Genomic DNA, 24,524 nt, shown 5'->3' with positions numbered 1-24,524 from the left:
AGATTGTCCACTTAGTCAGTAGACATTGATGCGAAGATATCTGACATGACGACGACCTTCCTCACCCGCCGTCGCGTCATCGATCTCCTGCGGACGGCGAGCGCCACCTGTCGGTGAGCCCTGTCCTCGTACTGCGCGAGGCTGTCCCGCTTCGCACTTCATGAGGCCTCTGCCTCTGTCTTCCGCCCGGTCACTGCTGCCGGTCGTCCCTGCCCCGATTCCGAGGGAGAGACATGTCTTTGCCTGCCCTGAACCGTCCTGCCCTGTCCGTCGTCCCCGACCATGCCCAGGAGCGGGTGGTGGACGCCGACGTCTACCGCACCGTCTTCCGTCGCCACGCCGCCGGTGTCGTGGTGATCACCGCGGACGCCGGTCACGGCCCGGTCGGATTCACCGCCACCTCACTCGTCTCGATCAGCCTGCTGCCGCCACTGGTCTCGTTCGCGATCGCGACCAGCGCCTCCAGCTGGCCGACCGTGAGTACGGCGTCCAGCGTGGTGATCAACTTCCTGTCCGCCGACCAGCACGGGATCGCCGGCCGGTTCGCGACCAGCGGGATCGATCGGTTCGCCGAGCCGACCCGATGGTCCCGACTCGACTCCGGCGAGCCCGTCCTCGACGACGCCCCGAGCTACCTGCGCGCGCACGTCGAGCACCGCTTCGCCGTCGGCGACCACTACCTGGTCGTCGCCCGCCTCGCCACCCATACCGAACGCCGTGAACACGAGCCGCTCCTCTACCACGACGGCCGTTACGCCACCGCCACCCCGAAAGCACACCATGCCTGAGATCCGTAAGTTCGCCGTCCTGACCGCTGCCCTCGCCGCCTTGTCCACAGTGGCCCTGCTGACCGGCTGCGGCGGTGATGCCAACGCCGGTGGCGACGCCGCCGCGAAGCTCTCGCTCGACGCGCCGCTGCCGACCACCGTCCCGGCCGGCGCCAAGATCGTGGTCGGTGACCCCGCCACCGAGGTCGCGCTGAAGCTCTCCGGTCAGTACGACGCGGTGTCGAAGTACGTCCAGTTCGCCAACCTGAGTGGCGGTCCGCAGACCACCGAGGCGTTCCGGGCGCATGCCCTCGACCTCGGTTCGGTCGCCGAGATCCCACCGATCAACGCGACCTGGACCGGGCTGCACGTGAAGATCGTCGCCTCCAAGTTCCGGCAGGACGCGATCAAGCACCCGATCTACAAGCTCGGGGTCGCGCCCGGGGTATCGGTGTCGACGCTCGGCGACCTGCGCGGCAAGAAGATCGCGTACAGCCCGGGTCAGGCGCAGGGCGCGCTGATCCTCAAGGTGCTGAAGAAGGCCGGGTTGACCAAGGAGGACGTGAAGCTGATCGAGCTGCCGAGCACCGGCGACGTGTACTCGAACGCGCTCTCCTCGAAGCAGGTCGACGTCGCCCCGATCGGCGGCGTCCAGATCAAGCGGTACCTGGCCAAGTACGGCAAGGACGGCGCGAGCGTGATCGACCACGGCCTGCGCGACGACGCCGGCCACCTCTACGGGCCGGTCGAGTCGCTGGAGGACCCGGGCAAGGCGGCCGCGATCCGCGCGTACGTCGCCGCCTGGGGGATCGCGCAGAACTGGATCGACAAGCACCCCAAGGAGTGGATCGCGGGGTACTACGTGAAGGACCAGGGCCTCAGCGAGGCGGATGGTCAGTGGCTGGTCGACAACGCCGGTCACCCGGACATCCCGGCGGACTGGAATGACGCGATCCAGCGGCAGCAGGAGACCATCGAGCTGCTCGCCAAGGAGACCGACAAGCCGGTGATCCAGGCCAAGGACCTCTACGACCTGCGGTTCCAGACCGTCGCCGCGGACGCGATCAAGGGCGGCGCCAAATGAGCGCGACCACCCTGCCCGGGTTACGGACCCGGACCACCGCGAAACCCGTCGTACGCCGCCGGCGGCTCGGGCCGGGGAAGCCGATCAGGTTCGGGGCCGCGATCGGTCCGGTGCTGCTGCTGGTGATCTGGAGCATCGGATCCGCGGCTGGTTGGATCGACCAACGAATCCTGTCCGCGCCGTGGACCGTGGTGAGCACGGCCGGCGACCTCATCGCGGACGGCCGGCTGCAGTCGAACCTGTGGACGTCGGCGCAGCGTGCACTGGTCGGACTCGCGCTCGGCATCGTGCTGGGCGTCGTACTCGCCCTGATCTCCGGCCTGTCCCGCCTCGGTGAGGCCGTCCTCGACGGACCGATCCAGATCAAGCGGGCGATCCCGTCGCTCGCCCTGCTGCCGCTGCTGATCCTCTGGCTCGGCATCGGCGAGTCGATGAAGGTCGTCACGATCTTGCTCGGCGTGTTCGTGCCGGTCTACATCCACACCCACAACGGCCTGCGCACCATCGACAGCCGGTACGTCGAACTCGCGCAGACGGTCGGTCTCTCGCAATGGCAGTTCATCCGCCGCGTCGTACTGCCGGGAGCCCTGCCCGGGTTCCTGCTCGGGCTGCGGTTCGCGGTGACCGGTGCGTGGCTATCGCTGGTCGTCGTCGAGCAGATCAACTCCACCAGCGGAATCGGCTACATGATGGAGCTGGCCCGCACGTACGGACAGACCGACATCATCATCGTCGGCCTGGTCGTGTACGGCGTCCTCGGCCTGCTCTCCGACGCGGTCGTCCGCCTGATCCAGAGGAGGGCCCTGTCATGGCGCCGAACGCTAGCCTCGTGAGGACGGTCCAGGTCCGCGACCTGGTCCGCCGGTACGACGAACGCGCCGTGCTCGACGGTGTGGACCTGGACATCGAACCAGGCGAGTTCGTCGCCCTGCTCGGCAAGAGCGGTTCCGGCAAGTCCACTTTGCTGCGGGCACTGGCCGGGCTGGACTTCGACGTCGAGGGATCCGGTGACGTGTCGGTCCCGGAGAACGTGTCAGTGGTCTTCCAGGACTCCCGGTTGTTGCCGTGGGCAAAAGTTCTCGACAACGTCGTGCTCGGGCTGCCCGACGCCGGCGAGCGTGGTCGGCAGAGTCTCGAGGAAGTCGGACTGGCCGGTCGGGAGAAGGCCTGGCCGAACGAGTTGTCCGGTGGCGAGCAGCAGCGGGTCGCGTTGGCCCGATCGCTGGTGCGCGAGCCGGAGTTGTTGCTCGCGGACGAGCCGTTCGGAGCGCTGGACGCGTTGACCCGGCTGAAGATGCATGTGTTGTTGCGGAAGTTGTGCGCCGCGCACCAACCCGCCGTACTGCTGGTCACGCACGATGTCGACGAGGCGATCGTGCTGGCCGATCGGGTGATCGTGCTCGACGCCGGCCGGATCGTCGCCGCGGAGACGATCGACCTGCCGGCGCCGCGGAGTGCGGCCGATCCAGGATTCGCCGCGGTCCGTGCGCGGCTTCTCGACGCCTTGGGAGTCTCGGTATGAGCAAGCAGTTGCACCTGAACGCGTTCCTGATGAGTACCGGGCACCACGAGGCGTCCTGGCGGCTGCCGGAGAGCGACCCGTTCGCGAACGTGAAGATCGAGCACTACCAGGAGCTGGCGCGGACCGCGGAGCGCGGGAAGTTCGACTCGATCTTCTTCGCCGATTCACCGGTGCTGATCGGGACCGTCGGCCGGCGTCCCGCGGGCGCGCTGGACCCGACGGTGCTGCTCGCGGCGCTGGCGGGCGTGACGTCTCGGATCGGACTGATCGCGACCGCGTCGACGACGTACAACGAGCCGTTCAACCTCGCGCGGCGGTTCGCCAGCATCGACCACGTCAGCGGTGGCCGGGCCGGGTGGAACGTGGTCACCACGGCCGGGCCGGAGGCGGCGCGGAACTTCAACCTCGCCGACCAGCCGGCGCACGCGGAGCGGTACGAGCGGGCGGCGGAGTTCCTCGAGGTCGCGTACAAGCTGTGGGACTCGTGGCAGGACGACGCGGCGGTCGCGGACAAGGCCGAGGGGGTGTGGGCGGTGCAGGAGCGGGTGCTGCCGATCGACCACGTCGGCCGGTACTTCCAGGTGCGCGGGCCGCTGAACCTGCCCCGGTCGCCGCAGGGACATCCGCTGATCGTGCAGGCCGGGTCGTCGGAGGACGGCAAGGGCCTGGCGGCGCGGTACGCCGAGGCGGTGTTCACCGCGCAGCAGACGCTGGAGGACGCGCAGGACTTCTACCGGGACCTGAAAGCGCGTGCGGTCGCGCTGGGACGGGATCCGTCCGAGGTGAAGATCCTGCCCGGGATCGTGCCGGTGATCGGGTCCACGGTCGAGGAGGCGGAACGGCTGGAGCATCAGCTGGACGCGCTGATCCGGCCCGAGTACGCACGGCTGCAGCTCGCGAAGACGCTACGGGTGACGCCCGAGGACCTCCCGTTCGACCAGCAGTTGCCGGCCGAGTTGCCCGACGAGGACGAGATCGAGGGCGCGAAGAGCCGCTACACGCTGATCGTGTCCCTGGCCCGGCGCGAGCAGCTGACCGTGCGGGAACTGATCGGCCGCCTCGGTGGCGGACGTGGTCACCGGACCTTCACCGGTACGCCGGAGCAGGTCGCGGACGCGATCCAGCACTGGTTCGAGGCGGGTGCCGCCGACGGCTTCAACATCATGCCGCCGGTGCTCCCGTCCGGGCTCACCACGTTCGTGGACGAGGTGATCCCGATCCTGCAGTCCCGCGGCCTGTTCCGCACCGAGTACTCCGGTACGACGTTGCGCGACCACTACGGCCTGCCCCGACCGACCGGGCGTACGGCGGAACTCCAGGAGGCGACCGCCTGAGAACGTTGGGGGTCCCGTCAGGTGGCGGGACCCCCGACCCGCACCACCAGCTTCCCGACCGCCGTACCGTCCTGCATGATCCGGTGCGCCTCGCCGATCTCGTCCATCGTGAACACCCGGTCGATCCGGATCGGCAGCTTGCCCGCGGCCACGAGGTCGACGTACCGCTGGAACGCGGCCGCCGGGAGGTCCGAGCTCTCGCCGCCGTACGCCGTCAGCCGGACGCCGTTCGGGAGGTAACCGATCGGGTAGAAGTCCGGGATCGTCCAGGAATCACTCAGCATTCCGGTGAAACACACCGTGCCGTGGATCGCGGTCGCCTGCAGGGTGTCCGGAAGGACATTGGTGCCGACCAATTCGAGCGCCGCGTGCACGCCTTGCGGGAGAATCTCCCGGACCTTCGCCGCGACGTTGCCGTCGTCAACGATCGGGTGATCGACACCGAGCTCACGCAGTACGTCGGCCCGCTGCGGATTCCGCGTCGTCGAGAACACGGTCAGCCCGGCCTCCTTCGCGAGGACTGCGGCCGCCACGCCGACGGACGACGTACCGCCGCGGACGAGGAGCGACTGGCCGGGCTCGATCGCCAGCCCGGTGTGGAGCGATCCGTGGGCGGTCTGCAGCATCTCCGGCAGCGCGCCGAGCGTCGCCCAGTCCAGGTCGGTCGTCACCGGGATCACCGAGGACACGGGAACGACGGCGTACTCGGCGTACCCGCCGTCGAACTCGCGGCCCATCCCGCCCATCATCGCGACGACCTGCTGGCCTTCGGCGAACTCATCACCGGGCGCCAGGTCGATCGTCCCGGCCGCCTCGATGCCCGGGATGACCGGGAAGCGCGCGTTCGTCGCGAGGCCGGCCCGGAGGTGGTACTCCGACCGGTTCAGCCCGAACGCTTCGACCTTGATCCGCACCCAGCCCGGGCCCGGTTCGGGGACGGGGACCCGTCGCACCCGCAGTTCCTCCGGCTGCACCGGCCCGTCCAGCACGATCGCGCGCATGTCCATGGCGTGAGGGTATGTCTCGTCCCCCGATCCACCGGCATCGTGTGAAAGAGTTTCCTGCATGCGGAAGCTCCCGCGCGTCGTTGCCCATCGCGGCGCCAGTGCAGTCGATCCTGAACACACGCTCGCGGCGTACCGGCGGGCGATCGACGTCGGTGCGGACGGACTCGAGTGCGACGTCCGGCTGACCAAGGACGGGCATCTGGTCTGCGTGCACGACCGCCGGATCGAGCGCACCTCGAACGGCCAGGGCGTGCTGTCCACGATGACCCTCGAAGAGCTCGAGACCTACGACTGGGGCTCGTGGAAACACCAGGGGGCCGACGTCGACGAGGAGACCGAGCTGCCCGACCTCGACAGCCGGAAGGTGCTGACGCTCGACACGCTGCTGGCGACCGTCCGGGACGCCGGCCGCCCGGTCGAGCTGGCGATCGAGACCAAGCACCCGACCCGGTATGCCGGGCGCGTCGAGCGCCGCCTGATCGAGACCCTGGACCGCTACGGCTGGGCGCACCCGAAGCTCGGGACGGAGTCGCCGGCCCGGGTGATGAGCTTCTCCTGGCTGTCGCTGCGCCGGATGCGGGCGGCCGCGCCCGGGCTGCGCACCGTCCTGCTGATGGACCGCATCCCGCTGCGCTTCCGCGACGGCTCGCTGCCGACCGGCGTCTCGTACGCCGGCCCGAGCCTGGAGATCGTCACCGCGCACCCGGAGTACGTCGAGCGCGCGCAGAAACACGGGCACCAGGTTCATGTCTGGACCGTGAACGCCGAGGAAGACGTCCGGCGCTGCCGCGAGCTCGGTGTCGACGCGGTCATCAGCGACCGGCCGGACGTCGCGCTGCGGGTGCTCGCAGAAGGGCCGGAAGATGTAGGACGCCGTACCTGACCTGCGGGTTTGTGACACTTCGGCACGGATTGTGTGGCTTGTGTCACGCTGGTATGGATACGTAGTGACGCGAATGCGGGCGGTTATTCTTAACGCTCAATCCGTCGATTTCATCACGGTTTCCCGGAGTTTAGGCGGGAACTCCGCGGTGGCTATGTAACGGAATACTTGCAGTGGTTTTCCGGGGCCGGATCGTGGGCAGATGTTCCTATGGCTGTTCCGATCATCGAGGAGACCCTGCTTGTCCTCAGCGACCTTGCCCGCCGACGTGAGCGTCGTGGACGTCGTACTCCCGCACGAAGTGTCCGCGGTAGCGGACGCACGACGCCGTCTGGCCACCTACCTGAAGCGGTACAGGGTGGCCGGAAATGCCTGTGAGGACGCCAAGCTCGTCCTCACGGAGCTGCTGTCGAACGCGATCCGGTACGCCCCGCCGCTGCCGTCGGGCGAGGTCCGTGCCGCTTGGTGGATCGACAAGGCCGGAATCCATGTCGAGGTCACCGACGGCCGTGGTGACACCGAACCGCAGCGCATCAGCGACACCCACCCGGAGTCGGTCGGCGGCCGCGGTCTGGCCATCGTCGAGATGCTCACCTCGGGCTGGGACGTCCGCACCGCCGCCCACCACCGCACGGTCCACGCTGTCATCCCGAACTGACCGGCGCCGGCAGCCCCGGGTGAGTTGGCTCCGGGGCGTGCTGGGCTGCAAGACTGCGTGGTTATGGGAAAGAAGTCGCGGCAGCGCGCGAAGAACACGACGACGACCGTCACGCTCGACCCCGCCGATCTGGTCGACGTCGGGCCGCGGGAACCCTGCCCGTGCGGTTCGGGCAAGCGGTTCAAGCAGTGCCACGGCAAGGACCGGGCGCAGGCGGCCGATGCGTTCGTGGTGCGGCCGTTCGAGGGGCTGCCGTCCGAGTGTGACCTGATCGCGTTCCGCGAGATCGTCCCGTCCGGCACCGTGCAGGTCGAGCTGGTCGGCGACAACGCCGGCAAGGTGGTCAACCTGGTCACGCTGCTGCCGATGGCGATGCCGGGTCTGGTGCGCGACGACGAGACGATCTGGATCGGCCTGCAGACGCACGCGTCGTCGGGTGACCCGAGCCGCGACCTCGGCCACGCGATCACCGCCGCGCTGCGGACCGAGCCCGGGAACCCGATCCAGCTCGGCGACCTGATGAAGGACGGACCGCGGCTGCAGGACCTGATCGACACCTCCAAGCCGCTGGAGATCAAGGTCCACGAGGGCTTCGACTACTGGGTCGGAGAGAACGTCGAGGACCCGACCGGTGAGGTCGCCGCCGGCCTGGAGCGCGCGAACGCCGCGGCCGCCCCGACCGTCCGGCTGGAGTCGGTGGACGCGGCGTACTGGACGCAGATCGGCGACCGCATCTACCTGCGCTGGGTGCTGCCGCACACCGAGGACACGGTGCTCGACGCGCTCGCCCGGCTGCACGCCGCCGGTTCGTCGGCGATCATCAACGGCAGCCGCCTGATCGGTTCCTTCCGCGCCCTCGGCGTACTGGCGCCGGTCTGGGAGCTCCCGGCCGGGACCGAGGCCACCGACGTCGAGAAGCCGGCCGCCGACTTCGCTGCCGCTCTGGAGAAGGCGCTCGCCACCGACGCGCCGCTCACCACCGACGAGCGCGCGGCCCGCGCCGGCCTGGCCAGCCGCCAGCTCACCATCCGCTGACCGCTTGAAACGACGAACGCCCACCCCTGGCTGCTGCCGGGGTGGGCGTTTCGTTCACCCACAGTGGTCTAGGCCAACTGGCTCGATCTCACCGTGGAACGTGGACGGCCCAAGTCCTGCTGACGGGGGAGCAACAGGGCCTGGGCCTAGGCATGAAGAGTACTCAGGATGATGCCGGGCCACAAGCCCCGATTTCACTCCGCGTGTCGTTGGGCTTACGCGCCCACCGGTGCCCGCAGTACCGGGCACGACATACAGCGCGGTCCGCCGCGGCCCGAGCCGAGCTCGGAGCCGGAGATCCGGATGACCTCGATCCCGGACTCCTCGAGTCGTGCGTTCGTCTCCACGGTCCGTTCGTACGCGATGCACACGCGCGGCGCGACCGCCAGGGTGTTGTTCCCGTCGTCCCACTGCTCCCGCTCGGCCGTTACCGGGTCCAGCCCGGTGTCGATCCGGCGCAGCGTGTCGATGCCGAGTGCCTTTGCCGCCGCGACCAGGAACGGCTCCGGCTCCGCCACATGCAGCTCGGCGCCGTCGGTGGTGACCGCCAGCGCCCGCATCTCCTCGGCCATGTTCGGATACATCAGTACGGCGTCGGTGTCGACCATCGTGCACACGGTGTCGAGATGCATCGTCGCCCGCTGCTGCGCGATCGGTACGGCGAGCACGGTGTGCGCCAGCCGTTTCTCGAACACCCGCTGCGCCAACCGCTCCACACCGGCCGGAGTCGTCCGTTCGCCCACACCGACCGCGAGAACGCCGGGACCGAGCGCCAGTACGTCCCCGCCCTCCACGTGCTCCAACTGGTGGTCGTACACCTTGTCGGCGCTCGCGAACCGCGGGTGGAACGTGTAGATCAGCTCGGTCAGCTGCGTCTCGCGCATCCGGGCCGGCATCGCCAGTGAGGTGACCGCGATCGAGTCCCGGATCCAGACGCTGGAGTCCCGGGTGAAGAGCAGGTTCGGCAGCGGGTCGATCAGGAAGTCCTCGTGCGCCAGCAGCGACGTCACCAGCCCGCCCACGCGCACCTCGTCGTTCCGTACGCCGGCCATCAACGCCTCGGCCAGCGCGGCCGGATCGAGCGCACCGAGAGACGCCCGCAGGTAGTCGCGCAGGGTGTCGCCGAGGCGGAGGTCCTCGATGGCGCCCGCGACAGCCCGCGCCCGGGCCTCGGGATCGTTGAGCGCCTCCGTCAGCAGGTCGCCGAGGTACAGCACCTCGACGTCACGGTCCCGGAGGGCCTGGGCGAACGCGTCGTGCTCGTCCTGCGCCCGACCGACCCAGGGGATGCCGTCGAACAGCAGTTTGTCGTTGTTCCGCGGGGTGAGCCGACGGAGCTCGTTGCCCGGCCGGTGCAGCATCACCGTGCGCAGCGGGCCGACCTCGCCGTCGACGCCGTACGCCTTGACTCCGCCCGTCTCGGTCATCCGCCCAGCCCTTCTTCCGGTCGTGGTCTTCCACGCTACGGCACAGTCCGCCCAATCTGTCTGATTGTCCGACAATATGCCCCGGAGTGCCAACTTCAGGAGCGCACGCGGTCGTAGAGCAGGCAGAGCGCGCCGGACTCGGTCGGCGTCGCGTCGGTCAGCTTCCACGACGTGGCCGGCAGCCCGTCCTCGAACAGCCGGGCGCCGCCGCCGACCAGCTCGGGGTCCAGGGTGATGCTCAGCCGGTCGACCTCGTCCGCGGCCAGCAGCGCGCGGATCACGCTGGAGCTGGCCAGCACGATGATGTCGCCGTCCTCCTGGCCGCGCAGCTCCTTGACCACGTCCGCGGGCTCGCCCTCGGCGATCCGGGAGTTCTGCCAGGGGGCGTCGGTCAGCGTCGTCGAGAAGACCACCTTGTCGGTCTCGTTCAGCCAGCGTGAGAAGGCCCGGTCCTGCGGTGCCGCGGTCTCGTCATCGGCCACCGCCGGCCAGAAGCCGCCGAAGCCCTGGTAGTTCTTCCGGCCGAGCAGCACGGTGGTGGCCGGCTCGGTCACCCGGAGCATGTGGTCGCGGGCACCCTCGGTGATCGCGTGCGGCACGATCCAGCCCATGTCGAAGTCCCCGCCCGGTCCGTTCACCCGGCCGTCGAGCGAGAGCGAGATGTTGGCGGTCACTGTGCGAGTCATTTCGGTACCCCTTCGGTTCGGGTCGGCCGCTGCATCGGCCTGACACCAGAAATCCTGCCGCCGCGGGCGGACCGGAACATCTGCCACCTGGCTGATATCCGCGACCCGCCTGGCTGACCGGGCCGTCGTACGAAAGGACGAATATCCACAGGTGGACGGTACGGACGAGGTCGATCGGCTGGAGAGGAACTAGGCTGCGGTGCTGTGCCCGGTGATGAATTGTCCTCCGAACCGTTCGAGCGTGCCGTCGCCTGCGTGATCCCGGCGAAGGACGAGGCCGAGCGGATCGCGGCGACCGTCGACGCGGTGCACAAGATCATCGGTGTCGACCTGGTCGTGGTCGTCGACGACGGCTCCAGCGACGGTACGGCGGAATCCGCCACGCGCGCCGGAGCCGTAGTGGTCCGGCACGAGCGCAACCGCGGGAAGGCCGCCGCGATGGAGACCGGCGCGGCCGCGGTCGCGGAGCGCGACGGAGCCCGGCCGCGGCACCTGCTGTTCCTCGACGCCGACCTCACCGACACGGCGACCGCGGCGGGCCCGCTGATCCAGCCCGTGCAGACCGGGCGCGCGGACATGACCATCGGGACGCTGCCGGCCCAGGTCCGCACCGACGGCTCGAAGGCCGGCGGTCACGGGTTCGTGGTGCGCCTCGCGCGGGCCGGGATCCAGGAGGCGACCGGCTGGGCGCCGGAGCAGCCGCTGTCCGGCCAGCGCTGTCTGACCCGGGCCGCGTTCGACTCCGCCGTACCGCTGGCCGCCGGGTTCGGGGTCGAGACCGCGCTGACGATCGACCTGGGGCGGAAGGGCTTCCGGATCGTCGAGGTGCCGATCGAGGTCCGGCACCGCGCGACCGGGACGGATCTGCGCGGCCAACTGCACCGCGCGAAGCAGTACCTGCACGTCCGTCGTGCGCTCGCCGCCCGCAGTGCGCTGCCCGCGGACGGTGGTGGGCCGTCGCTGCGCAGTCTGTTCCCGCGGAAGACCGCGCAATGAGCACTGCTGACGCGCCCGACGTCGAGCTCGGCCGGAAGTACGGTCGCCGCGCCGTCGCTCTCTACCTCGCGTGTACGGCGCTGATCGTCGCGGTCGGGCTGCTCGGTCCGTCCGTGGTCGTGCTGACGCTGACCGGTCGGCACTCGTGGCTCCCGTCGTACTGGTTCACCACCAAGCCGAACGACTGGCTCGTATCGGTGATGATCTACGTCGCGATCCTGCTCGGCGGGTACGGCGTCTATCTCGCCACCAAGGCCCTGAAACACGGCTGGGCCCCGCGCATCGACCGTTTGATTGCCCTGGGCATCGGTACGACGGCGGCCGTCACGTTGGTACCCCCGATGGCCTCGGGCGACGTCCTGATCTATGCGGCGTACGGGCGGATCATGTCGCTCGGCGGCGACCCGTACACGGCGTCGCCGGCGGACACCATCCGGCTCGGGTACGACCCGGTGATCGCCGCGACCGAGCGGCCGTGGCAGGGCGCGCGCAGCGTGTACGGGCCGATCGCGACGTGGATCCAGTGGCTCTCGTCGGTGATCGGTGGCAACTCCGCGCAGCTCACCGTCTGGATGCTGCAGCTGTCGGTCGCGATCAGCCTGGTCGTCACCGGGCTACTGCTGCTGAAGCTGGTCGGCAAGGACCTGCCGGCCCGTCGGCGAGTGATCATGCTCAGCCTGGCGAACCCGTTGCTGCTCTGGGCCGTTCTCGCGGGCGCGCACAACGACGCGATCGCGGTGATGTTCGCGGTGATCGCGCTGGTGCTGTTCCGGCGGCACGTGTTCCTGGCCGGGATCATGCTCGGCGTCGCGGGCTGCACGAAGCTGTCCATCGGCCTGGTCGGCGTCGCGATGCTGTGGGCGCTGCGGGCCGACCGCCGCAAGTGCATCTGGTTCTGCGGTGGTGGTGCGCTCGCGATGGGCGGGCTGTACGCGATCGTCGGTCTGCAGGCGTTCCAGCAGGCGCGGTCGCAGACGTCGTTCATCTCCACGGGCACGCCGCACAAGGTGCTGCTGAGCTTCTTCACGCTGTTCCTGCCGAACGGCCTGGTGCGGACCGTCCTGGCGATCCTCGCGTGGGTCGGGCTGATCGTGGTCGCGATCCTCCTCACCCAGGTGATGCCGAAGTCGTTGGTGCCCCAAACGCATCCCGACGACCCGACCCCGGCCGCGATCCGCTACACCGCGATCTACGCGATCGCCTGGGTCCTCACCGCGATGTACTCCCTGCCCTGGTACGACGTGATCGCCTGGGTCGCCCTCGCCGCGGTCGCCGCGTCCAAGGTCGACGGACTGATGGTCGTGCGTACGACGATGCTCGCGATCGCCTACGTCCCCGGCCGGGACCCGAACGCGCGACAGGTCGCGGCGAGCCTCTCGGACTCGCTGGAGTTCTTCAGCGCGCGCCTGCGGGACACGATCTGCCCGGCGATCGAGCTGGGCGTGCTGATCGCGTTGATCGTCTGGGCCCGCCGCAACGGCGCCCAGTGGTGGCCCTACGACTGGCCCCGGCGCAAACCGAAGCCAGTCCCACAGAAGGCCGCCGAGGCGCACTAGCTCCAGAGGGACTCGGCGGCGGCGATCGCGCGGGCCAGGACGAGTTTGACCGGTTGGCCGAGTTCGGTGGCGGCGGCGACCACGTCGTCGTACTCCGGTTGCACGTTGACCACCTGACCGTCGTACCTGGCGATCTTCACGCTGATCGAGGTGCCGTCGAGCTTGATCGTGGTGAACTCGCGGTCGGCGGCGTGCTTGCTGATCGGGTACTCGCGCAGGCCGATCGCGGTCGTCTCGGTGAGGATCACCCGACGTACCGCGGCCGCGTTCTTGCCCGTGACCAGGACCGACAGGGTGTGGGCCGGGCGGCCCTTCTTCATCAGGATCGGTGTCAGCCAGGCGTCGGCGGCACCGGCGGCCAGCAGCTTCGCGAGGATCTGCGGCCACAACCGCGGGTCGAGGTCGTCGACGTTCGTCTCGTAGACCAGCTCGGTCGCGGGGCGGTCGGTGGACTCGCCGACGATGACGCGGAGGATGTTCGGCACCTCCACCGGGTCCCGCCCGCCGGCGCCGACACCGGTCGTGCTGACGCGCATCGGCGGCATCATCCCGTACTCGTCAGCCAGCGTGGCGAGCAGCGCGGCCCCGGTCGGCGTGGTCATCTCGTACGGCGCCGTACCGCCGATCACCGGCGCTTCGGCCTCGGCCACCAGGTGCAGGACCGCGGGGCCGGGAATCGGGATGCCACCGTGCTGCCCGCGGACCTGCGTCCCACCGCCCAGCGCGATGGTCGACACCACGACCCGCTCCAGCCCGAGACTCACCGCGGCCGCCGCGACCCCGACGATGTCCGCGATCGCATCCAGCGCGCCGACCTCGTGGAAGTGCACCGTCTCCGGATCCACTCCGTGAGCAGCCGCCTCGGCCCGAGCCAATCGCCCGAACGTGTCGAGCGCGCGAGCCCGCACCGGCTCGTCCAGCGCCGCCTCCTCGAGCAACCGCCGAACCTCAGCCCAAGCCCGCGTCGGCCCCGAATGCGTGTGCTGCGAGGAAGACCCCTGCCCGTCGTGCCCGTGCCCGGCGCCTTCCGCGTCACTCGCGTGGCCGTGCCCGTGCCCGGCGTCCTGCTCGTCGCCCGCGTGGCCGTGCCCGTGCCCGTGACCTGCGGCGTCGTCGTGACCGTGACCATGCCCGGCGTCGGGGAAGTTCTCCGGGTGTGGCGTGCCGTTGACCTCGACCGATGCCTTGGTGGCGGCGATCTGGTGGCGGGCGGTTGGGGCGACTGCGACGGCGAGCGACGGGTCGACGGCGGCGACCGCCGCGTTCACGTAGGCGAGGTCGGCGCCGGCCGAGAGGAAGGCGCCGAGGAGCATGTCGCCGGAGGCGCCGGCGGAGCAGTCGAGCCACGCGGTGCGCATCAGGCGTCCTTCGTCTCGCGCGGCACCGAACGACGCGCCACCCGGGCCGCGAAGACCCCGGCACCGAACCCGTTGTCGATGTTCACGACCGAGACACCGGGCGCGCACGAGTTCAGCATCCCGAGCAGCGCGGCCAGCCCGCCGAACGAAGCGCCGTACCCGACCGAGGTCGGCACCGCGACCAGCGGTACGCCGACCAGCCCGCCGACGACGCTCGGGAGCGCGCCCTCCATCCCGGCGACCACGATCAGGCAGTCCGCCGCGTCCAGCCGCTCACGGACCCCGAGGATCCGGTGCAGCCCCGCGACGCCGACGTCCGTGATCATCTCGACCTCGGCCCCGAACACCCGGGCCGTCGTCGCCGCCTCGGCCGCCACCGGCGCATCCGACGTACCGGCCGCCACGACCGCGACCCGCCCGCGCAGGGAGCCCGGCTCGCCGAGGACCGCCGTACGCCCGACCGGGTCGACGACCGCCTCCGGAAGCGCCGCGGTCACCGCCTCCTGCGCCTCGTCGGTCAGCCGGGTCGCCAGTACGGCGTGATCCGGGTGCGTGGCGTGCAGTGTGCGGAGCAGTTCCACCACCTGAGACGGCGTCTTACCGGCGCCGTAGACGACTTCGGCGTCGCCGGTGCGCTCCAGCCGGTCGGTGTCGAGGCGGGCGTAGCCGAGGTCGTGGACGCCCGGTTGTGGACCCTGATCAGGCAAATGTGTCACGCCGCGAATCTACGTTGCCGCGGCCCGAGGTACCGCATCCGTCCCGTCGACCACACGCTGTGCAATCGCTTGAATACTCAGGTATAACACCACATGCCTTAGGCTCTCGTGCGTGTCTTCGACGTTAGCCGGTGCCTTCGGGGTCGCCGCCCTGTTCGTGGCGGTGCTTGCCCTGGTGTTCGCGATCCAGGCCCTCCGGGCCCGGACTGACACGTCGGACCAGGTCTCACCCGCCGCACTCCCGGATCCGGCCCCGCAGCCGGAGCAACCCGAGGCGAAACCCGGCACGGTGAAGTCCGAGCTGCGCAGACTCGGCAAGGAACTCGACGCCACCCGCGGCGAGCTGAAGGAAACGCTGCAGCACCTCGCCGTCGTCCGGTACGACGCGTTCGGCGACACCGGCGGCAAGCTCTCCTGGTCGATGGCGATCCTGGACAGCAACGGCGACGGCGTCGTCCTCACCTCCATCAACAGCCGCGCCGACGCCCGCACCTACGCGAAGGAAATCCGCTCCTTCACCAGCGAGTCCAAACTCTCCCCCGAAGAACAAGAAGCCATCGACACCCTCCACAAAGAGTCGGGCCCAACGGTCGACTGACCACCCCGCCCGGGCCTGCGCCGGAGGAAAAACGGCAGCTCGACAGGATGTGTGCTCGGGATCGGGCCTGATGCCTGCCGCCGTGAGCGTGGCGAGCGGGCGGGAAAGCCGACACCTCCTGTCGAGATGCCGATTGTTCAGCGGCGTTTGGGGACTCGGGCGGTGAGGGCGCCGGGTTCTATCTCGGAGACCAGGTAGCGGCCGGGGCCGATGGGGTCTCCGTCGAGTTGGCGTTGGACGTCGACGGCGGCGTGGATCTCGACCTTTCGGCCGGTGAAGCGTTCCAGGTACATGTCGGTGCGGTTGGTGCGGGTCATCAGGCGCCAGACGACGATCGGCCACTGGGTCACCCGGCGGGGCGCGATCACCACGACGTCCAGCAGGCCGTCGTCTGGGCGGGCATTCGGGAGCAGTGGGATGTTCGCCTGCAACATCCCGACGTTGCCGACCACGACGGTCCGGACCCGACGCTCGATCGGCTCCGCGTCGTCGATGGTGAGCTGGACCCGCACCGACGGGTGGTTGATGTTCTTCGCCGCCGACACCAGGTACGCCGTCCACCCGATCTGCTTCTTCAGGTGCGGCGGCGCGTCCGAGATGATCGCGGCGTCCAGCCCCAGCCCGGCCATCACCGCGAACCGGTCGGTGTCCAGCTCGTCGCCGTACACCCGGACCAGGTCGATCCGCCGGTCCCGCCCTTCCAGGATCCGCTCCAGCGCATCATCCAGGTCCAGAGGAATGTGCAGGTTCCGCGCGAGCAGGTTCCCCGTCCCGGCCGGAATCACGCCGACCGGGATCCCGGTGTGCGCGAGCGCCGAGCACACCACGCGGACCGTGCCGTCGCCGCCCGCGACCAGGACGAGATCCGATTCGTTCTCGATCGCCTGCTTCGCCATCGCGTTACCGGCGTCGTCCTCGCGGGTCTCGAGCCAGAGCGGATCGTCGTACCCGCGGACCGCGAGCGCCCGGGTCACCTTGCGGCGGAACGCGACCCCGTCGCCGACCTTGATCGGGTTCACGATCACCGCGGCCCGCGGCGGAGCCGTCGTACCGTCGCCGTCGGACGGGGTACGGCGGCGGCGCCGGCGCAGGCCCGCACGCAGCCCGAACCCGATCGAGGTCGCGGTCAGGATCGCCAGCCCGAGCGCCCAGCCGCCGAGCACGTCCGACACGTAGTGCACGTTCAGCGCGATCCGGTCCGCGGACGCGATCCAGACCACCAGGAGCACCGGCAGCAGCACCAGCAGCCGGAACCGCCGCCGCCAGCCCCGCACCGACGGCAGCACGACCCCCAGCGCGCCCGCCATCACGAACGCGGCCGTCGCGTGACCCGAGACATACGAGAAGCCGCTGGTCTCGACCAGCATCCCCGCCGGCCGATCGCGCTCGAAGATCGCCTTGACCACCTGGACCAGAACCAGCTCCGCGACCGCCGAGGTGAGCAGCCAGAACGTCAGCAACCGGGCCCGGCGCTGCCACAGGTACGCCGCCACGATCACGATCACCGCCCGCGACGTCCAGGGCAGGACGACGGCCCCGACGACCTGCCAGAAGTCGACGACGCTCTCGTGCGCGGCGCCGTACGACGCGGCGCGGGCGGCGACCGACTGGTCCCAGCGGGCCAGCGGTGACCAGTGCTCGAAGACCAGCAGGGTGATCACGGTGAACGGCAGCGCACCCAGAACGACCGTGAGCGCACGGCCGACCGGACTGGGTGGGTGGTGGTTCATCGCCCGCTCAGATCCCCCTCGACGATCGGCTGTTCACACCACATCATCCCGAATAGACTTCGCCGCCGCAGACACGCCCCGATACCCTCGTCGTGTGATTGACGCGAAACTGCTCCGTGAGAACCCCGACGTCGTCCGGGCTGCCCTGACCAAGCGCGGCGAAAGTACGGACCTGGTCGACCAGATCCTGGTGGCCGACGGGGAGCGTCGATCGTCCATCTCCGCCTTCGAGGCGCTCCGGGCCGAGCAGAAGACGCTCGGCAAGCAGGTCGCCCAGGCCAAGGGGGACGACCGGACCGCGCTGCTCGAGCGCACCAAGACGCTGGCTGCCGAGGTGAAGGCCAACGAGGCCGCCGCGAACGCGGCCGGGAACCGCTTCGACGAGCTGGCCCGCGCGCTGCCGAACCTGGTCTCCGACGAGGCCCCGGTCGGCGGCGAGGACGACTTCGTCGTGGTCGAGGAGGTTGGCAAGCCGCGCGACTTCGCCGCCGAAGGCTTCGAGCCCCGCGACCACCTCGCGCTTGGTGAGCTGCTCGGCGCGATCGACATGGAGCGCGGCGCGAAGATCTCGGGCTCGCGGTTCTACTTCCTCAAGGGCGTCGGCATGCTGCTCCAGCTCGGCATGCTGCAGCTGGCCGTCCAGCAGGCGGTCGAGAACGGCTTCACCCCGATGATCACCCCGACCCTGGTCAAGCCCGAGGTGATGGGCGGCACCGGCTACCTGTCGGCGCACGACGACGTCTACCGCCTCGAGGACCCCGAGCTCTACCTGACGGGTACGTCGGAGGTCGCGCTGGCCGGCTACCACATGGACGAGATCATCGACCTGTCCAACGGTCCGGTCCGGTACGCCGGGTGGTCGTCGTGCTACCGCAAGGAAGCCGGGTCGCACGGGAAGGACACCCGCGGGATCATCCGCGTCCACCAGTTCGACAAGGTCGAGATGTTCTCCTACTGCAGCCTCGAGGACGCGCCCGCCGAGCACCTGCGGCTGCTGGCCTGGGAGAAGGAGATGCTCGACAAGATGGAGCTGAGCTACCGGGTGATCGATACCGCCACGGGCGATCTCGGCATCTCGGCGTACCGGAAGTTCGACTGCGAGGCGTGGGTGCCGACGCAGGGCCGGTACCGGGAGCTGACCTCGACGTCTAACTGCACGGACTTCCAGGCCCGCCGGCTGAACATCCGGCACAAGGACGCCGAGGGCAAGACGCAGGCGGTCGCGACCCTGAACGGGACGCTGGCGACCACCCGCTGGCTCGTCGCGATCCTGGAGACGCACCAGCTGGCCGACGGCTCGGTCCGCGTGCCGACCGCCCTGCGGCCGTACGTCGGTGGCCGCGAGGTTCTCGAGCCGGTCGCCAAATGACGGCACTGATGCCACGACTCCGTCGTGGCGGGTCATGGGGCTGTAACTCCCGGCCTTCCCTCGTCGCTCCAGTCGCTGTGCTCGATGCCGCGCTGGCGCGCGGCAGGTCGCGGGGTCTGGTTCCCGGTCTTCCCTCGTCGCTCCAGTCGCTGCGCTCCCTGCGCTCCTCAGTCCAGACCGGGGACCCCGCGACCGCGCTCCCTGCGCTCCTCGGTCCAGGCCGGGAGGCCCCATGACCTAGCTGCTCGCGCTCTTCGGCCCATGACATGCTTACGCCCATGAGGCCTCGCTTGACCGATGTCGCGGAGGCGGCCGGGGTGTCGATGAAGACGGTGTCGAACGTCGTCAACGGGGCCGAGCACGTCCGCGAGGAGACCCGGCAGCGGGTGCTGGCCGCGATCGACAAGCTCGGCTACCGGCCGAACATCGCGGCCCGCAACCTGGCGCAGGGCCGCAGCGGTGTGATCGCGCTCGCCGTACCGCAGCTCGATCGGCCGTACTTCGCCTCGCTCGCGGCGCGGATGCTCGACGCGGCCGAGGCGTACGGGTGGATCGTGCAGTTCCACCAGACCGGCGGCCGCCGCGAGACCGAGCTGGCGCTGCTCACCGAGCGGCACCCGGCGCGGCTGGACGGAATCGTGATGAGTCCGCTCGGCCTGACCGCCGAGGACGTCTCGGGTCGCGATCCAGCGTTGCCGCTGGTGATGCTCGGTGAGAAGGCCGCGGCGCAGTTCGACGCCGATCACGTCGGGATCGACAACCGTGAGGCCGGTCGGGTCGCGACCGAGCACCTGCTGGCACTCGGCAGGCGGCAGGTGATGGCGCTGGCGCCCGGCCCCGGCATGGAGGACGAGCGGATCAACGGGTACCGCGACGCGATCGCCGACGCCGGGCTCCCGGTCGACGAGGACGTCGTACTGCCGACCGGCGGGCTCCGCGGTCAGGACGCGGAGCGCACGCTCGGCGAGTGGCTGGACTCGGGAAACCCCGCCCCGGACGCGATCTTCGCGGCCACCGACTGGCTGGCGATGGGTGCGATCCGGGCCTTGGTACTGCGTGGTTTGCGCGTACCGCAGGATGTCGCAGTGGTCGGTTTCGACGACATCCCGTACGACCTCGCCACGCTGCCGACTCTGACCACGGTCGCGCCGGACCGGGTCGCGATCGCCCGGCTGGCTCTGCAGGCGCTGCGCGACCAGCAACCGGGTGCGGAGCCGGTCCGTCTCCAGGCCCCGTTCAGCCTGGTCGTCCGCGAAAGCACAACCGGGATCAGCTAACTGCAAACGAATGATGCCGGTGGCTCGCGCCACCGGCATCATGCAGATCGGGATTTATCCTTGCGTACCGCAACGAACGCCCCCCAGCGTTCGAGTCAGCCCGCCAGTGCGAGCGAGACCGTCGCGTTGTTGATCACCGCGCCGAGCACCTTGCTCTGGGCCGGCGATCCGGCCACCGAGATCTCGACCTCGGCGTTGCTGCCGCCCTGCTGGCCGACGTACCGGGTCGCGACCCAGCGGGTGGTGTTACCGCTGCGGTAGGTGTAGACGACGGTGCTCACCTGCAGCCGGCCCTGGTTCCGGGTCGACCGCATCGCGACGGTCGACGTACCGACGATGTGCAGACCGCGGGTGCCCTTGAGCGCGGCGATCTTGCGGTTCAGCGCCGTGACGGTGCTGATGTTGTAGTTGTACGTGATGTCGAACCGGATCATCCGGTTGTTGGCGCTGTCGTCGAAGCGCGTCTGAAACTTCGCCAGCTGGACCTCGCGCCAGGTCTTCGGCAGCACCGCGCTGGCGTGCGCGCCCTCGCTGTACCGGTCGAAGTACCGCGTCGTGTAGGTCACCGCCGTGCTGTTGCTCGCGGCAACCGTCTTCACCTGCGCCGTGGCCGCGTTGCTCGGCAACGCCCCGCCGAGCAGCAGCGCCCCCGCGCCCGCCAGCGCCGCAACTCCGGAAACCGCCCCCGCCACAATCCCGAACCGCTTCATTCCTGCGAACCCCCTGCTCATCGGCGGCCTCCCTGGCCGCGCACCGCATCTGACTCCCGGTGGTCGGCAAAAGTTGCCGCCAGCTCTCGACGTTTTTTCGCCCGCCATCGAGACTGGCGGCATGGGTGGGGGAACGGTGGCGATGGTGTTCTCGGACATCGAGGGGTCGACGGTGCTGCTGCGCCGGTTGGGCGACCTGTACCTCGAGGCGCTGGAAGGGCACCGGCGGATCCTGCGCGCGGCCTGGGCGGCGTACGGCGGTACCGAGATGGGGACCGAGGGCGACAGTTTCTTCGTCGTTTTCCGGACTGCCGGTGATGCGGTGCGGGCGGCGGTCGACGGTCAGCGCCGGCTGGCGGACCACCGGTGGCCGGGTGGCGAGCAGTTGCGCGTCCGGATCGGGATCCACACCGGTACGCCGGGTGTCTACGCCGGCGACTACTGGGGCATGGACGTCCACCTCGCGGCCCGGATCGGAGCCGCTGCGCACGGTGGCCAGATCGTCGTCTCGGCGGTCACGAGCCGTCTCGCGGAGTTGCCGGACGGTGTCACGTTGCGAGACCTCGGAACGCATCATCTGAAGGACATTCCGGAGCCGGAACACCTGTTCCAGATCACGATCGAGGGCCTGCCGTCCGATTTTCCGCCGCCCCGGACCCTCGGTACGGCGACCAGCCTGCCGGCCCCGTCAACACCGTTGCTCGGCCGCGAGCAGGACCTCGACCGCATCACCGGTCTGCTCGCCGAGCCCGACGTACGGCTCGTCACGCTGACCGGTCCGGGAGGTTCCGGAAAGTCCCGGCTGGCGATCGGCGCCGCGTCCGCCATGACGGAAAAGTTTCCGAACGGCGTGTACTTCGTTCCGCTCGCCGCGGCGACGTCGGAACACGTGCTGTGGACCTCGATCGCCGAGGTGCTGGACATTCCGCCACGGGAACGCGGCCGGGTCGTCGCCTACCTGGCCCAGCGCAGTCTGTTGCTCGTCCTGGACAACCTCGAGCAACTGCCCGCCGCCGGCAAGGTCGCTGCCGAGATTCTGGCGGGCGCCGCGCACGTGAAGCTGGTCGCGACCTCCCGCCGCGCTCTCGGTCTGCTCGGCGAGTACCGGCACCCGGTGACGCCGCTCCAAGTCACCGACGCGGATTCGGCCGCCGTGCAACTGTTCGTGCAGCGTGCCCAGGCCGTCCAGCCCACCTTCACGTTGACCGCCGCCAACACCGCCGACGTGGTCGCGATCTGCCGCCGGCTCGACGGACTACCGCTCGCGATCGAGCTCTGCGCGCCGAGGATCCGGCTGCTCGGCGTCGCGGAGCTCCTGGCCCGACTCGATCGCTCGCTGGACGTCGCGTCCGCCAGTGGCGCGATGCCGGAACGCCAGCGCACGTTACGCGCGACGATCGACTGGTCGTACGAGCTGCTCAGTGCCGAGGACCGGCGCACCTTCCGTCGGCTTGCCGTCTTCTCCGGCGGTGCCGACCTGACCGCAGTCGAGAAAGTCGCCACCGGCACCGATCCGCTCGATGCCCTGGCCGAGTTGTCCGACGCCAACCTGCTCACGCTGACCGAGGGACCGGAAGGCCCGCGGGTCCGGTTCCTGGAGACCACTCGGCAGTTCGCAGCCGACGAGTTGCACGCCACGGACGAGGCGGCGACGACGCACGGCACCCACGCGACGTACTACGCGGACCTGGCCGATCAGCTCGAGGAGATCAAGAAGTCGACGGCGGAACCACCACTCGCGCAGGTCGAGGTCGATCTCGACAACTTCCGAGCAGCGCTGACGTGGGCGACCGCCAACGACGTACGGACCGGTCTCCGGCTGTGCGCGGCACTCGGCTGGGTCTGGGTCATCGGCGGATACCACGCCGAGAGCCGCCGGTCCCACGAGGACGTCATCGCGGCCGCGGGTACGACATCCTCACCCGAGCTGGCCGCCTGTCTCCGTGGATTGTGCAATCTGCTGCTGATCCAGGGGGACACGGATCAGGCGCTCGAGGTCGCGACCCGCAGCGTGGACATGGCCCGGCAGCTCGAGGACCCGGCAGCTGTCGCGTTCGGGATGACCGTGCTCGGGACCGTGCAACGCCAGCAGGGAGATCTCGACGCGGCGCGGACGACACTGGCCGCCGCGATCGAGCAGCTCCGTGTGCTCGACGACCCGTGGCGGCTCAGTCGGGTGCTCAGCCACCTCGCGGGTGTCGAGGAGGCGCTCGGGAATCTCCAGCGCGCCGAGATCCTGCTCCGCGAGTCGTTGACGATCATCGAATCGCTCGGGGACGCGTACGAGCTCGCCGTCCAAGGGCAGAACCTGGCGTTCTTGCTGGCACTCGCGGATCGCGTCGACGAGGCGACCGAGATCGCCCGGGACCTGACGCCGACGGTGCTGGCGCTCGGCAGCCCGAGTCTCACGATGGCGTTCTCGAACACCGCGATGAACATCCTGCTCCGCCAGGGCGATCCGGTCGGCGCCGCCGAGCTGTTCGGCGCCGAGGAAGCGATGGGCGAACGCCTCGAGATCCCGAATCCTTACCGAGACGAAGAGCTCGCGGAAGCACTCGAACTGGTCGGTGACGCGTTGTCCCGCGACGACTGGGATCGGCACCGGCAGGCCGGCCGCACCGAACGGGTCGAGGATCTCCTGCAACAAATGGCACTCTGAAGTCCGCACTTTCGTGCAATAGCGAACGGTTGACCACCGTTGGTGACCGCTACATACTGCTGGAACCGCCATCGGCGGTCTGTGGGGGCAGTTTTGTCTGGGGTTCTTTGGGGATATAGGGGGGCTGTATTTTGCATGCCTGGAAGTTACTTCGTGCTGCGCTGGTGACGGCCGTCGCCGGCGCGACTTTGGTAGCGGTGGGGACCAGCGCCGGAGCGGCTCCGCCGACCAGTTCGATCGAGGTCAACCCGGCCTCGGTCGAGCGGGGACAGACGTTCACGATCAAGCAGACCGTGTACAACGACCGCGACTTCACGATCACGGGCGGAAAGGCCGGCCTGTACGTCAAGGACGGGAACCTGCCGGCGATGGTCGACCTGCTGTCCTGCCCGGAGGCCACCGCGTGTGACACGCTCGGCACCAGCGTGCGTGGCGGTGTCGGCGACGTCGCGCCGGGCGAGTCCAGGACGGTGACCTTCACCTTCCGGGTCAAGGCCGACGCACCGCTCGGAACGTACACGGTGCAGCACCAGTTCATCGGGGAGAACTACGCGTTCGAAACCTTCGACGGACCGACGCTGACGATCGCCGACCCGCCGCCACCGGTGCCCGCCGACATCGCGGTGGGCATGACCGCCGCGGTCAAGATGGTCGGGACGGCGCGGATCACGTACACGATCACCGTGACGAACAACGGGCCGGCTCCGGCGACCGGGGTCCGGGTGGTCGGGACCTTCTCGCCGGCGACGTCGTACTCCGCCTCGACCTGTACCAGGGTCGGCACCACACGGTCGGTGAACTGCGACTTCGCCTCGCTGGCCAGTGGGGCGAGCGTGACCCGCACGGTGACCGTGAACACGTCGCTGTTCACGAGCGGCACGCTGACCGCGACGGCGCAGCGGACCGCGAGCTCGCCGGACGACCCGGCAGCGGCGAACGACAAGGCGACGAAGACGTGCACGGCCCGCACCGGGCTGATGGTGCGCTGCTGACGACTCGCTGAAGCTGCACGACCTGAAACTGCACGACGGCCGGGGGGGGGGGGGGGGGCTGGGCGGGGGGGGCCCGGGGGCGCCGCCCCCCCCCCAGGCCGCGCTGGCGAGGAACAGTCGCGCCGTACCGGCGGCGTACCGCAGGCCGTCCTCGGCGTAC

Annotated in this window: 23 protein-coding genes; 16 read left to right on the top strand and 7 right to left on the bottom strand. The window is 69.7% G+C overall.

What is annotated here, in order from left to right:
• Positions 1 to 45: 45 nt before the first annotated feature.
• From ACWGID_RS21510 to ACWGID_RS21485, 6 genes are all read left to right on the top strand, one after another.
• Positions 46 to 117: a putative leader peptide gene (locus ACWGID_RS21510; RefSeq protein WP_387771715.1), complete on the top strand. Its 72-nt coding sequence runs from the start codon at positions 46 to 48 to the stop codon at positions 115 to 117.
• A gap of 116 nt (positions 118 to 233) precedes the next feature.
• Positions 234 to 788 (top strand): flavin reductase family protein, encoded by a 555-nt coding sequence (locus ACWGID_RS21505; protein ID WP_452199088.1) that lies wholly within the window; start codon positions 234 to 236, stop codon positions 786 to 788.
• Positions 781 to 1,851: an ABC transporter substrate-binding protein gene (locus ACWGID_RS21500; protein WP_452199086.1), complete on the top strand. Its 1,071-nt coding sequence runs from the start codon at positions 781 to 783 to the stop codon at positions 1,849 to 1,851. Before ACWGID_RS21505 ends, ACWGID_RS21500 begins: the two co-directional genes overlap by 8 nt.
• On the top strand, positions 1,848 to 2,684 hold the full coding sequence (locus tag ACWGID_RS21495; RefSeq protein WP_452199084.1) for an ABC transporter permease: 837 nt from the start codon (positions 1,848 to 1,850) through the stop codon (positions 2,682 to 2,684). Before ACWGID_RS21500 ends, ACWGID_RS21495 begins: the two co-directional genes overlap by 4 nt.
• On the top strand, positions 2,681 to 3,373 hold the full coding sequence (locus ACWGID_RS21490; RefSeq protein ID WP_452199083.1) for an ABC transporter ATP-binding protein: 693 nt from the start codon (positions 2,681 to 2,683) through the stop codon (positions 3,371 to 3,373). Before ACWGID_RS21495 ends, ACWGID_RS21490 begins: the two co-directional genes overlap by 4 nt.
• Positions 3,370 to 4,707 (top strand): LLM class flavin-dependent oxidoreductase, encoded by a 1,338-nt coding sequence (locus ACWGID_RS21485; RefSeq protein ID WP_452199081.1) that lies wholly within the window; start codon positions 3,370 to 3,372, stop codon positions 4,705 to 4,707. The genes ACWGID_RS21490 and ACWGID_RS21485 overlap by 4 nt, the downstream gene beginning before the upstream one ends.
• 17 nt (positions 4,708 to 4,724) lie before the next feature.
• Here ACWGID_RS21485 and ACWGID_RS21480 read toward each other — a convergent pair whose 3' ends face one another.
• Positions 4,725 to 5,714: a zinc-binding dehydrogenase gene (locus ACWGID_RS21480; RefSeq protein ID WP_452199080.1), complete on the bottom strand. Its 990-nt coding sequence runs from the start codon at positions 5,712 to 5,714 to the stop codon at positions 4,725 to 4,727.
• 58 nt (positions 5,715 to 5,772) lie between these two features.
• Between ACWGID_RS21480 and ACWGID_RS21475 the strand changes: the two genes are divergently transcribed.
• The 3 genes from ACWGID_RS21475 to ACWGID_RS21465 all read left to right on the top strand — a co-directional run bounded on the left by ACWGID_RS21475 (position 5,773) and on the right by ACWGID_RS21465 (position 8,290).
• A complete protein-coding gene (locus ACWGID_RS21475; protein WP_452199078.1) occupies positions 5,773 to 6,597 on the top strand; it encodes a glycerophosphodiester phosphodiesterase in 825 nt (274 codons plus the stop codon).
• 241 nt (positions 6,598 to 6,838) lie between these two features.
• The gene (locus ACWGID_RS21470) at positions 6,839 to 7,255 is read left to right on the top strand and encodes an ATP-binding protein (RefSeq protein WP_452199076.1); all 417 of its coding nucleotides are present in this window, start codon (positions 6,839 to 6,841) and stop codon (positions 7,253 to 7,255) included.
• A gap of 63 nt (positions 7,256 to 7,318) precedes the next feature.
• The gene (locus ACWGID_RS21465) at positions 7,319 to 8,290 is read left to right on the top strand and encodes a DUF5926 family protein (protein ID WP_452199074.1); all 972 of its coding nucleotides are present in this window, start codon (positions 7,319 to 7,321) and stop codon (positions 8,288 to 8,290) included.
• Positions 8,291 to 8,505: 215 nt separating this feature from the next.
• Here the strand turns inward: ACWGID_RS21465 and ACWGID_RS21460 are convergent, their stop codons facing one another.
• Together ACWGID_RS21460 and ACWGID_RS21455 are read right to left on the bottom strand one after the other, a co-directional pair.
• Positions 8,506 to 9,717 carry an arginine deiminase gene (locus ACWGID_RS21460; protein WP_452199072.1) on the bottom strand — a complete coding sequence of 404 codons (1,212 nt, stop codon included), beginning with the start codon at positions 9,715 to 9,717 and terminating at the stop codon, positions 8,506 to 8,508.
• Positions 9,718 to 9,812: 95 nt separating this feature from the next.
• Entirely contained in the window at positions 9,813 to 10,403 is a 591-nt protein-coding gene (locus ACWGID_RS21455) for a dihydrofolate reductase family protein (RefSeq protein WP_452199070.1), read from the bottom strand.
• Positions 10,404 to 10,607: 204 nt separating this feature from the next.
• On the opposite strand from ACWGID_RS21455, the gene ACWGID_RS21450 reads away from it, so the two are divergent.
• Together ACWGID_RS21450 and ACWGID_RS21445 are read left to right on the top strand one after the other, a co-directional pair.
• Positions 10,608 to 11,399: a glycosyltransferase family 2 protein gene (locus ACWGID_RS21450; protein ID WP_452199068.1), complete on the top strand. Its 792-nt coding sequence runs from the start codon at positions 10,608 to 10,610 to the stop codon at positions 11,397 to 11,399.
• Positions 11,396 to 12,955 carry a DUF2029 domain-containing protein gene (locus ACWGID_RS21445; protein ID WP_452199066.1) on the top strand — a complete coding sequence of 520 codons (1,560 nt, stop codon included), beginning with the start codon at positions 11,396 to 11,398 and terminating at the stop codon, positions 12,953 to 12,955. Before ACWGID_RS21450 ends, ACWGID_RS21445 begins: the two co-directional genes overlap by 4 nt.
• Here the strand turns inward: ACWGID_RS21445 and larC are convergent.
• Positions 12,952 to 14,313: a nickel pincer cofactor biosynthesis protein LarC gene (gene larC / locus ACWGID_RS21440; protein WP_452199064.1), complete on the bottom strand. Its 1,362-nt coding sequence runs from the start codon at positions 14,311 to 14,313 to the stop codon at positions 12,952 to 12,954. The genes ACWGID_RS21445 and larC overlap by 4 nt on opposite strands.
• The gene (gene larB, locus ACWGID_RS21435) at positions 14,313 to 15,029 is read right to left on the bottom strand and encodes a nickel pincer cofactor biosynthesis protein LarB (protein WP_452199062.1); all 717 of its coding nucleotides are present in this window, start codon (positions 15,027 to 15,029) and stop codon (positions 14,313 to 14,315) included. The genes larC and larB overlap by 1 nt, the downstream gene beginning before the upstream one ends.
• Before the next feature lie 112 nt (positions 15,030 to 15,141).
• Here larB and ACWGID_RS21430 point away from each other — a divergent pair, with 112 nt between their 5' ends.
• A complete protein-coding gene (locus ACWGID_RS21430) occupies positions 15,142 to 15,627 on the top strand; it encodes a DUF4446 family protein (RefSeq protein ID WP_452199060.1) in 486 nt (161 codons plus the stop codon).
• A gap of 137 nt (positions 15,628 to 15,764) precedes the next feature.
• Here the strand turns inward: ACWGID_RS21430 and ACWGID_RS21425 are convergent, their stop codons facing one another.
• Entirely contained in the window at positions 15,765 to 17,357 is a 1,593-nt protein-coding gene (locus ACWGID_RS21425; protein ID WP_452199058.1) for a diacylglycerol kinase family protein, read from the bottom strand.
• Between the two features lie 94 nt (positions 17,358 to 17,451).
• On the opposite strand from ACWGID_RS21425, the gene serS reads away from it, so the two are divergent.
• Both serS and ACWGID_RS21415 read left to right on the top strand, forming a co-directional pair.
• Positions 17,452 to 18,726, top strand: coding sequence for a serine--tRNA ligase (gene serS / locus ACWGID_RS21420; protein WP_452199056.1), 1,275 nt, complete (start codon positions 17,452 to 17,454; stop codon positions 18,724 to 18,726).
• Between the two features lie 278 nt (positions 18,727 to 19,004).
• Positions 19,005 to 20,003 (top strand): LacI family DNA-binding transcriptional regulator, encoded by a 999-nt coding sequence (locus tag ACWGID_RS21415; RefSeq protein WP_452199054.1) that lies wholly within the window; start codon positions 19,005 to 19,007, stop codon positions 20,001 to 20,003.
• A 95-nt stretch (positions 20,004 to 20,098) separates the two neighbouring features.
• Here ACWGID_RS21415 and ACWGID_RS21410 read toward each other — a convergent pair whose 3' ends face one another.
• On the bottom strand, positions 20,099 to 20,734 hold the full coding sequence (locus ACWGID_RS21410; protein WP_452199052.1) for a hypothetical protein: 636 nt from the start codon (positions 20,732 to 20,734) through the stop codon (positions 20,099 to 20,101).
• Between the two features lie 100 nt (positions 20,735 to 20,834).
• Here ACWGID_RS21410 and ACWGID_RS21405 point away from each other — a divergent pair, with 100 nt between their 5' ends.
• Positions 20,835 to 23,372, top strand: coding sequence for an ATP-binding protein (locus ACWGID_RS21405; RefSeq protein WP_452199050.1), 2,538 nt, complete (start codon positions 20,835 to 20,837; stop codon positions 23,370 to 23,372).
• A gap of 164 nt (positions 23,373 to 23,536) precedes the next feature.
• Complete coding sequence (locus ACWGID_RS21400; protein ID WP_452199048.1) at positions 23,537 to 24,364, top strand: ML domain-containing protein; 828 nt, start codon at positions 23,537 to 23,539, stop codon at positions 24,362 to 24,364.
• Positions 24,365 to 24,524: the final 160 nt, after the last annotated feature.

It is taken from the genome of Kribbella sp. NPDC054772 (assembly GCF_053611945.1).
The sequence above is the reverse complement of the archived record's forward strand: the minus strand, read 5'-3'. Positions and strand labels throughout refer to the sequence as shown.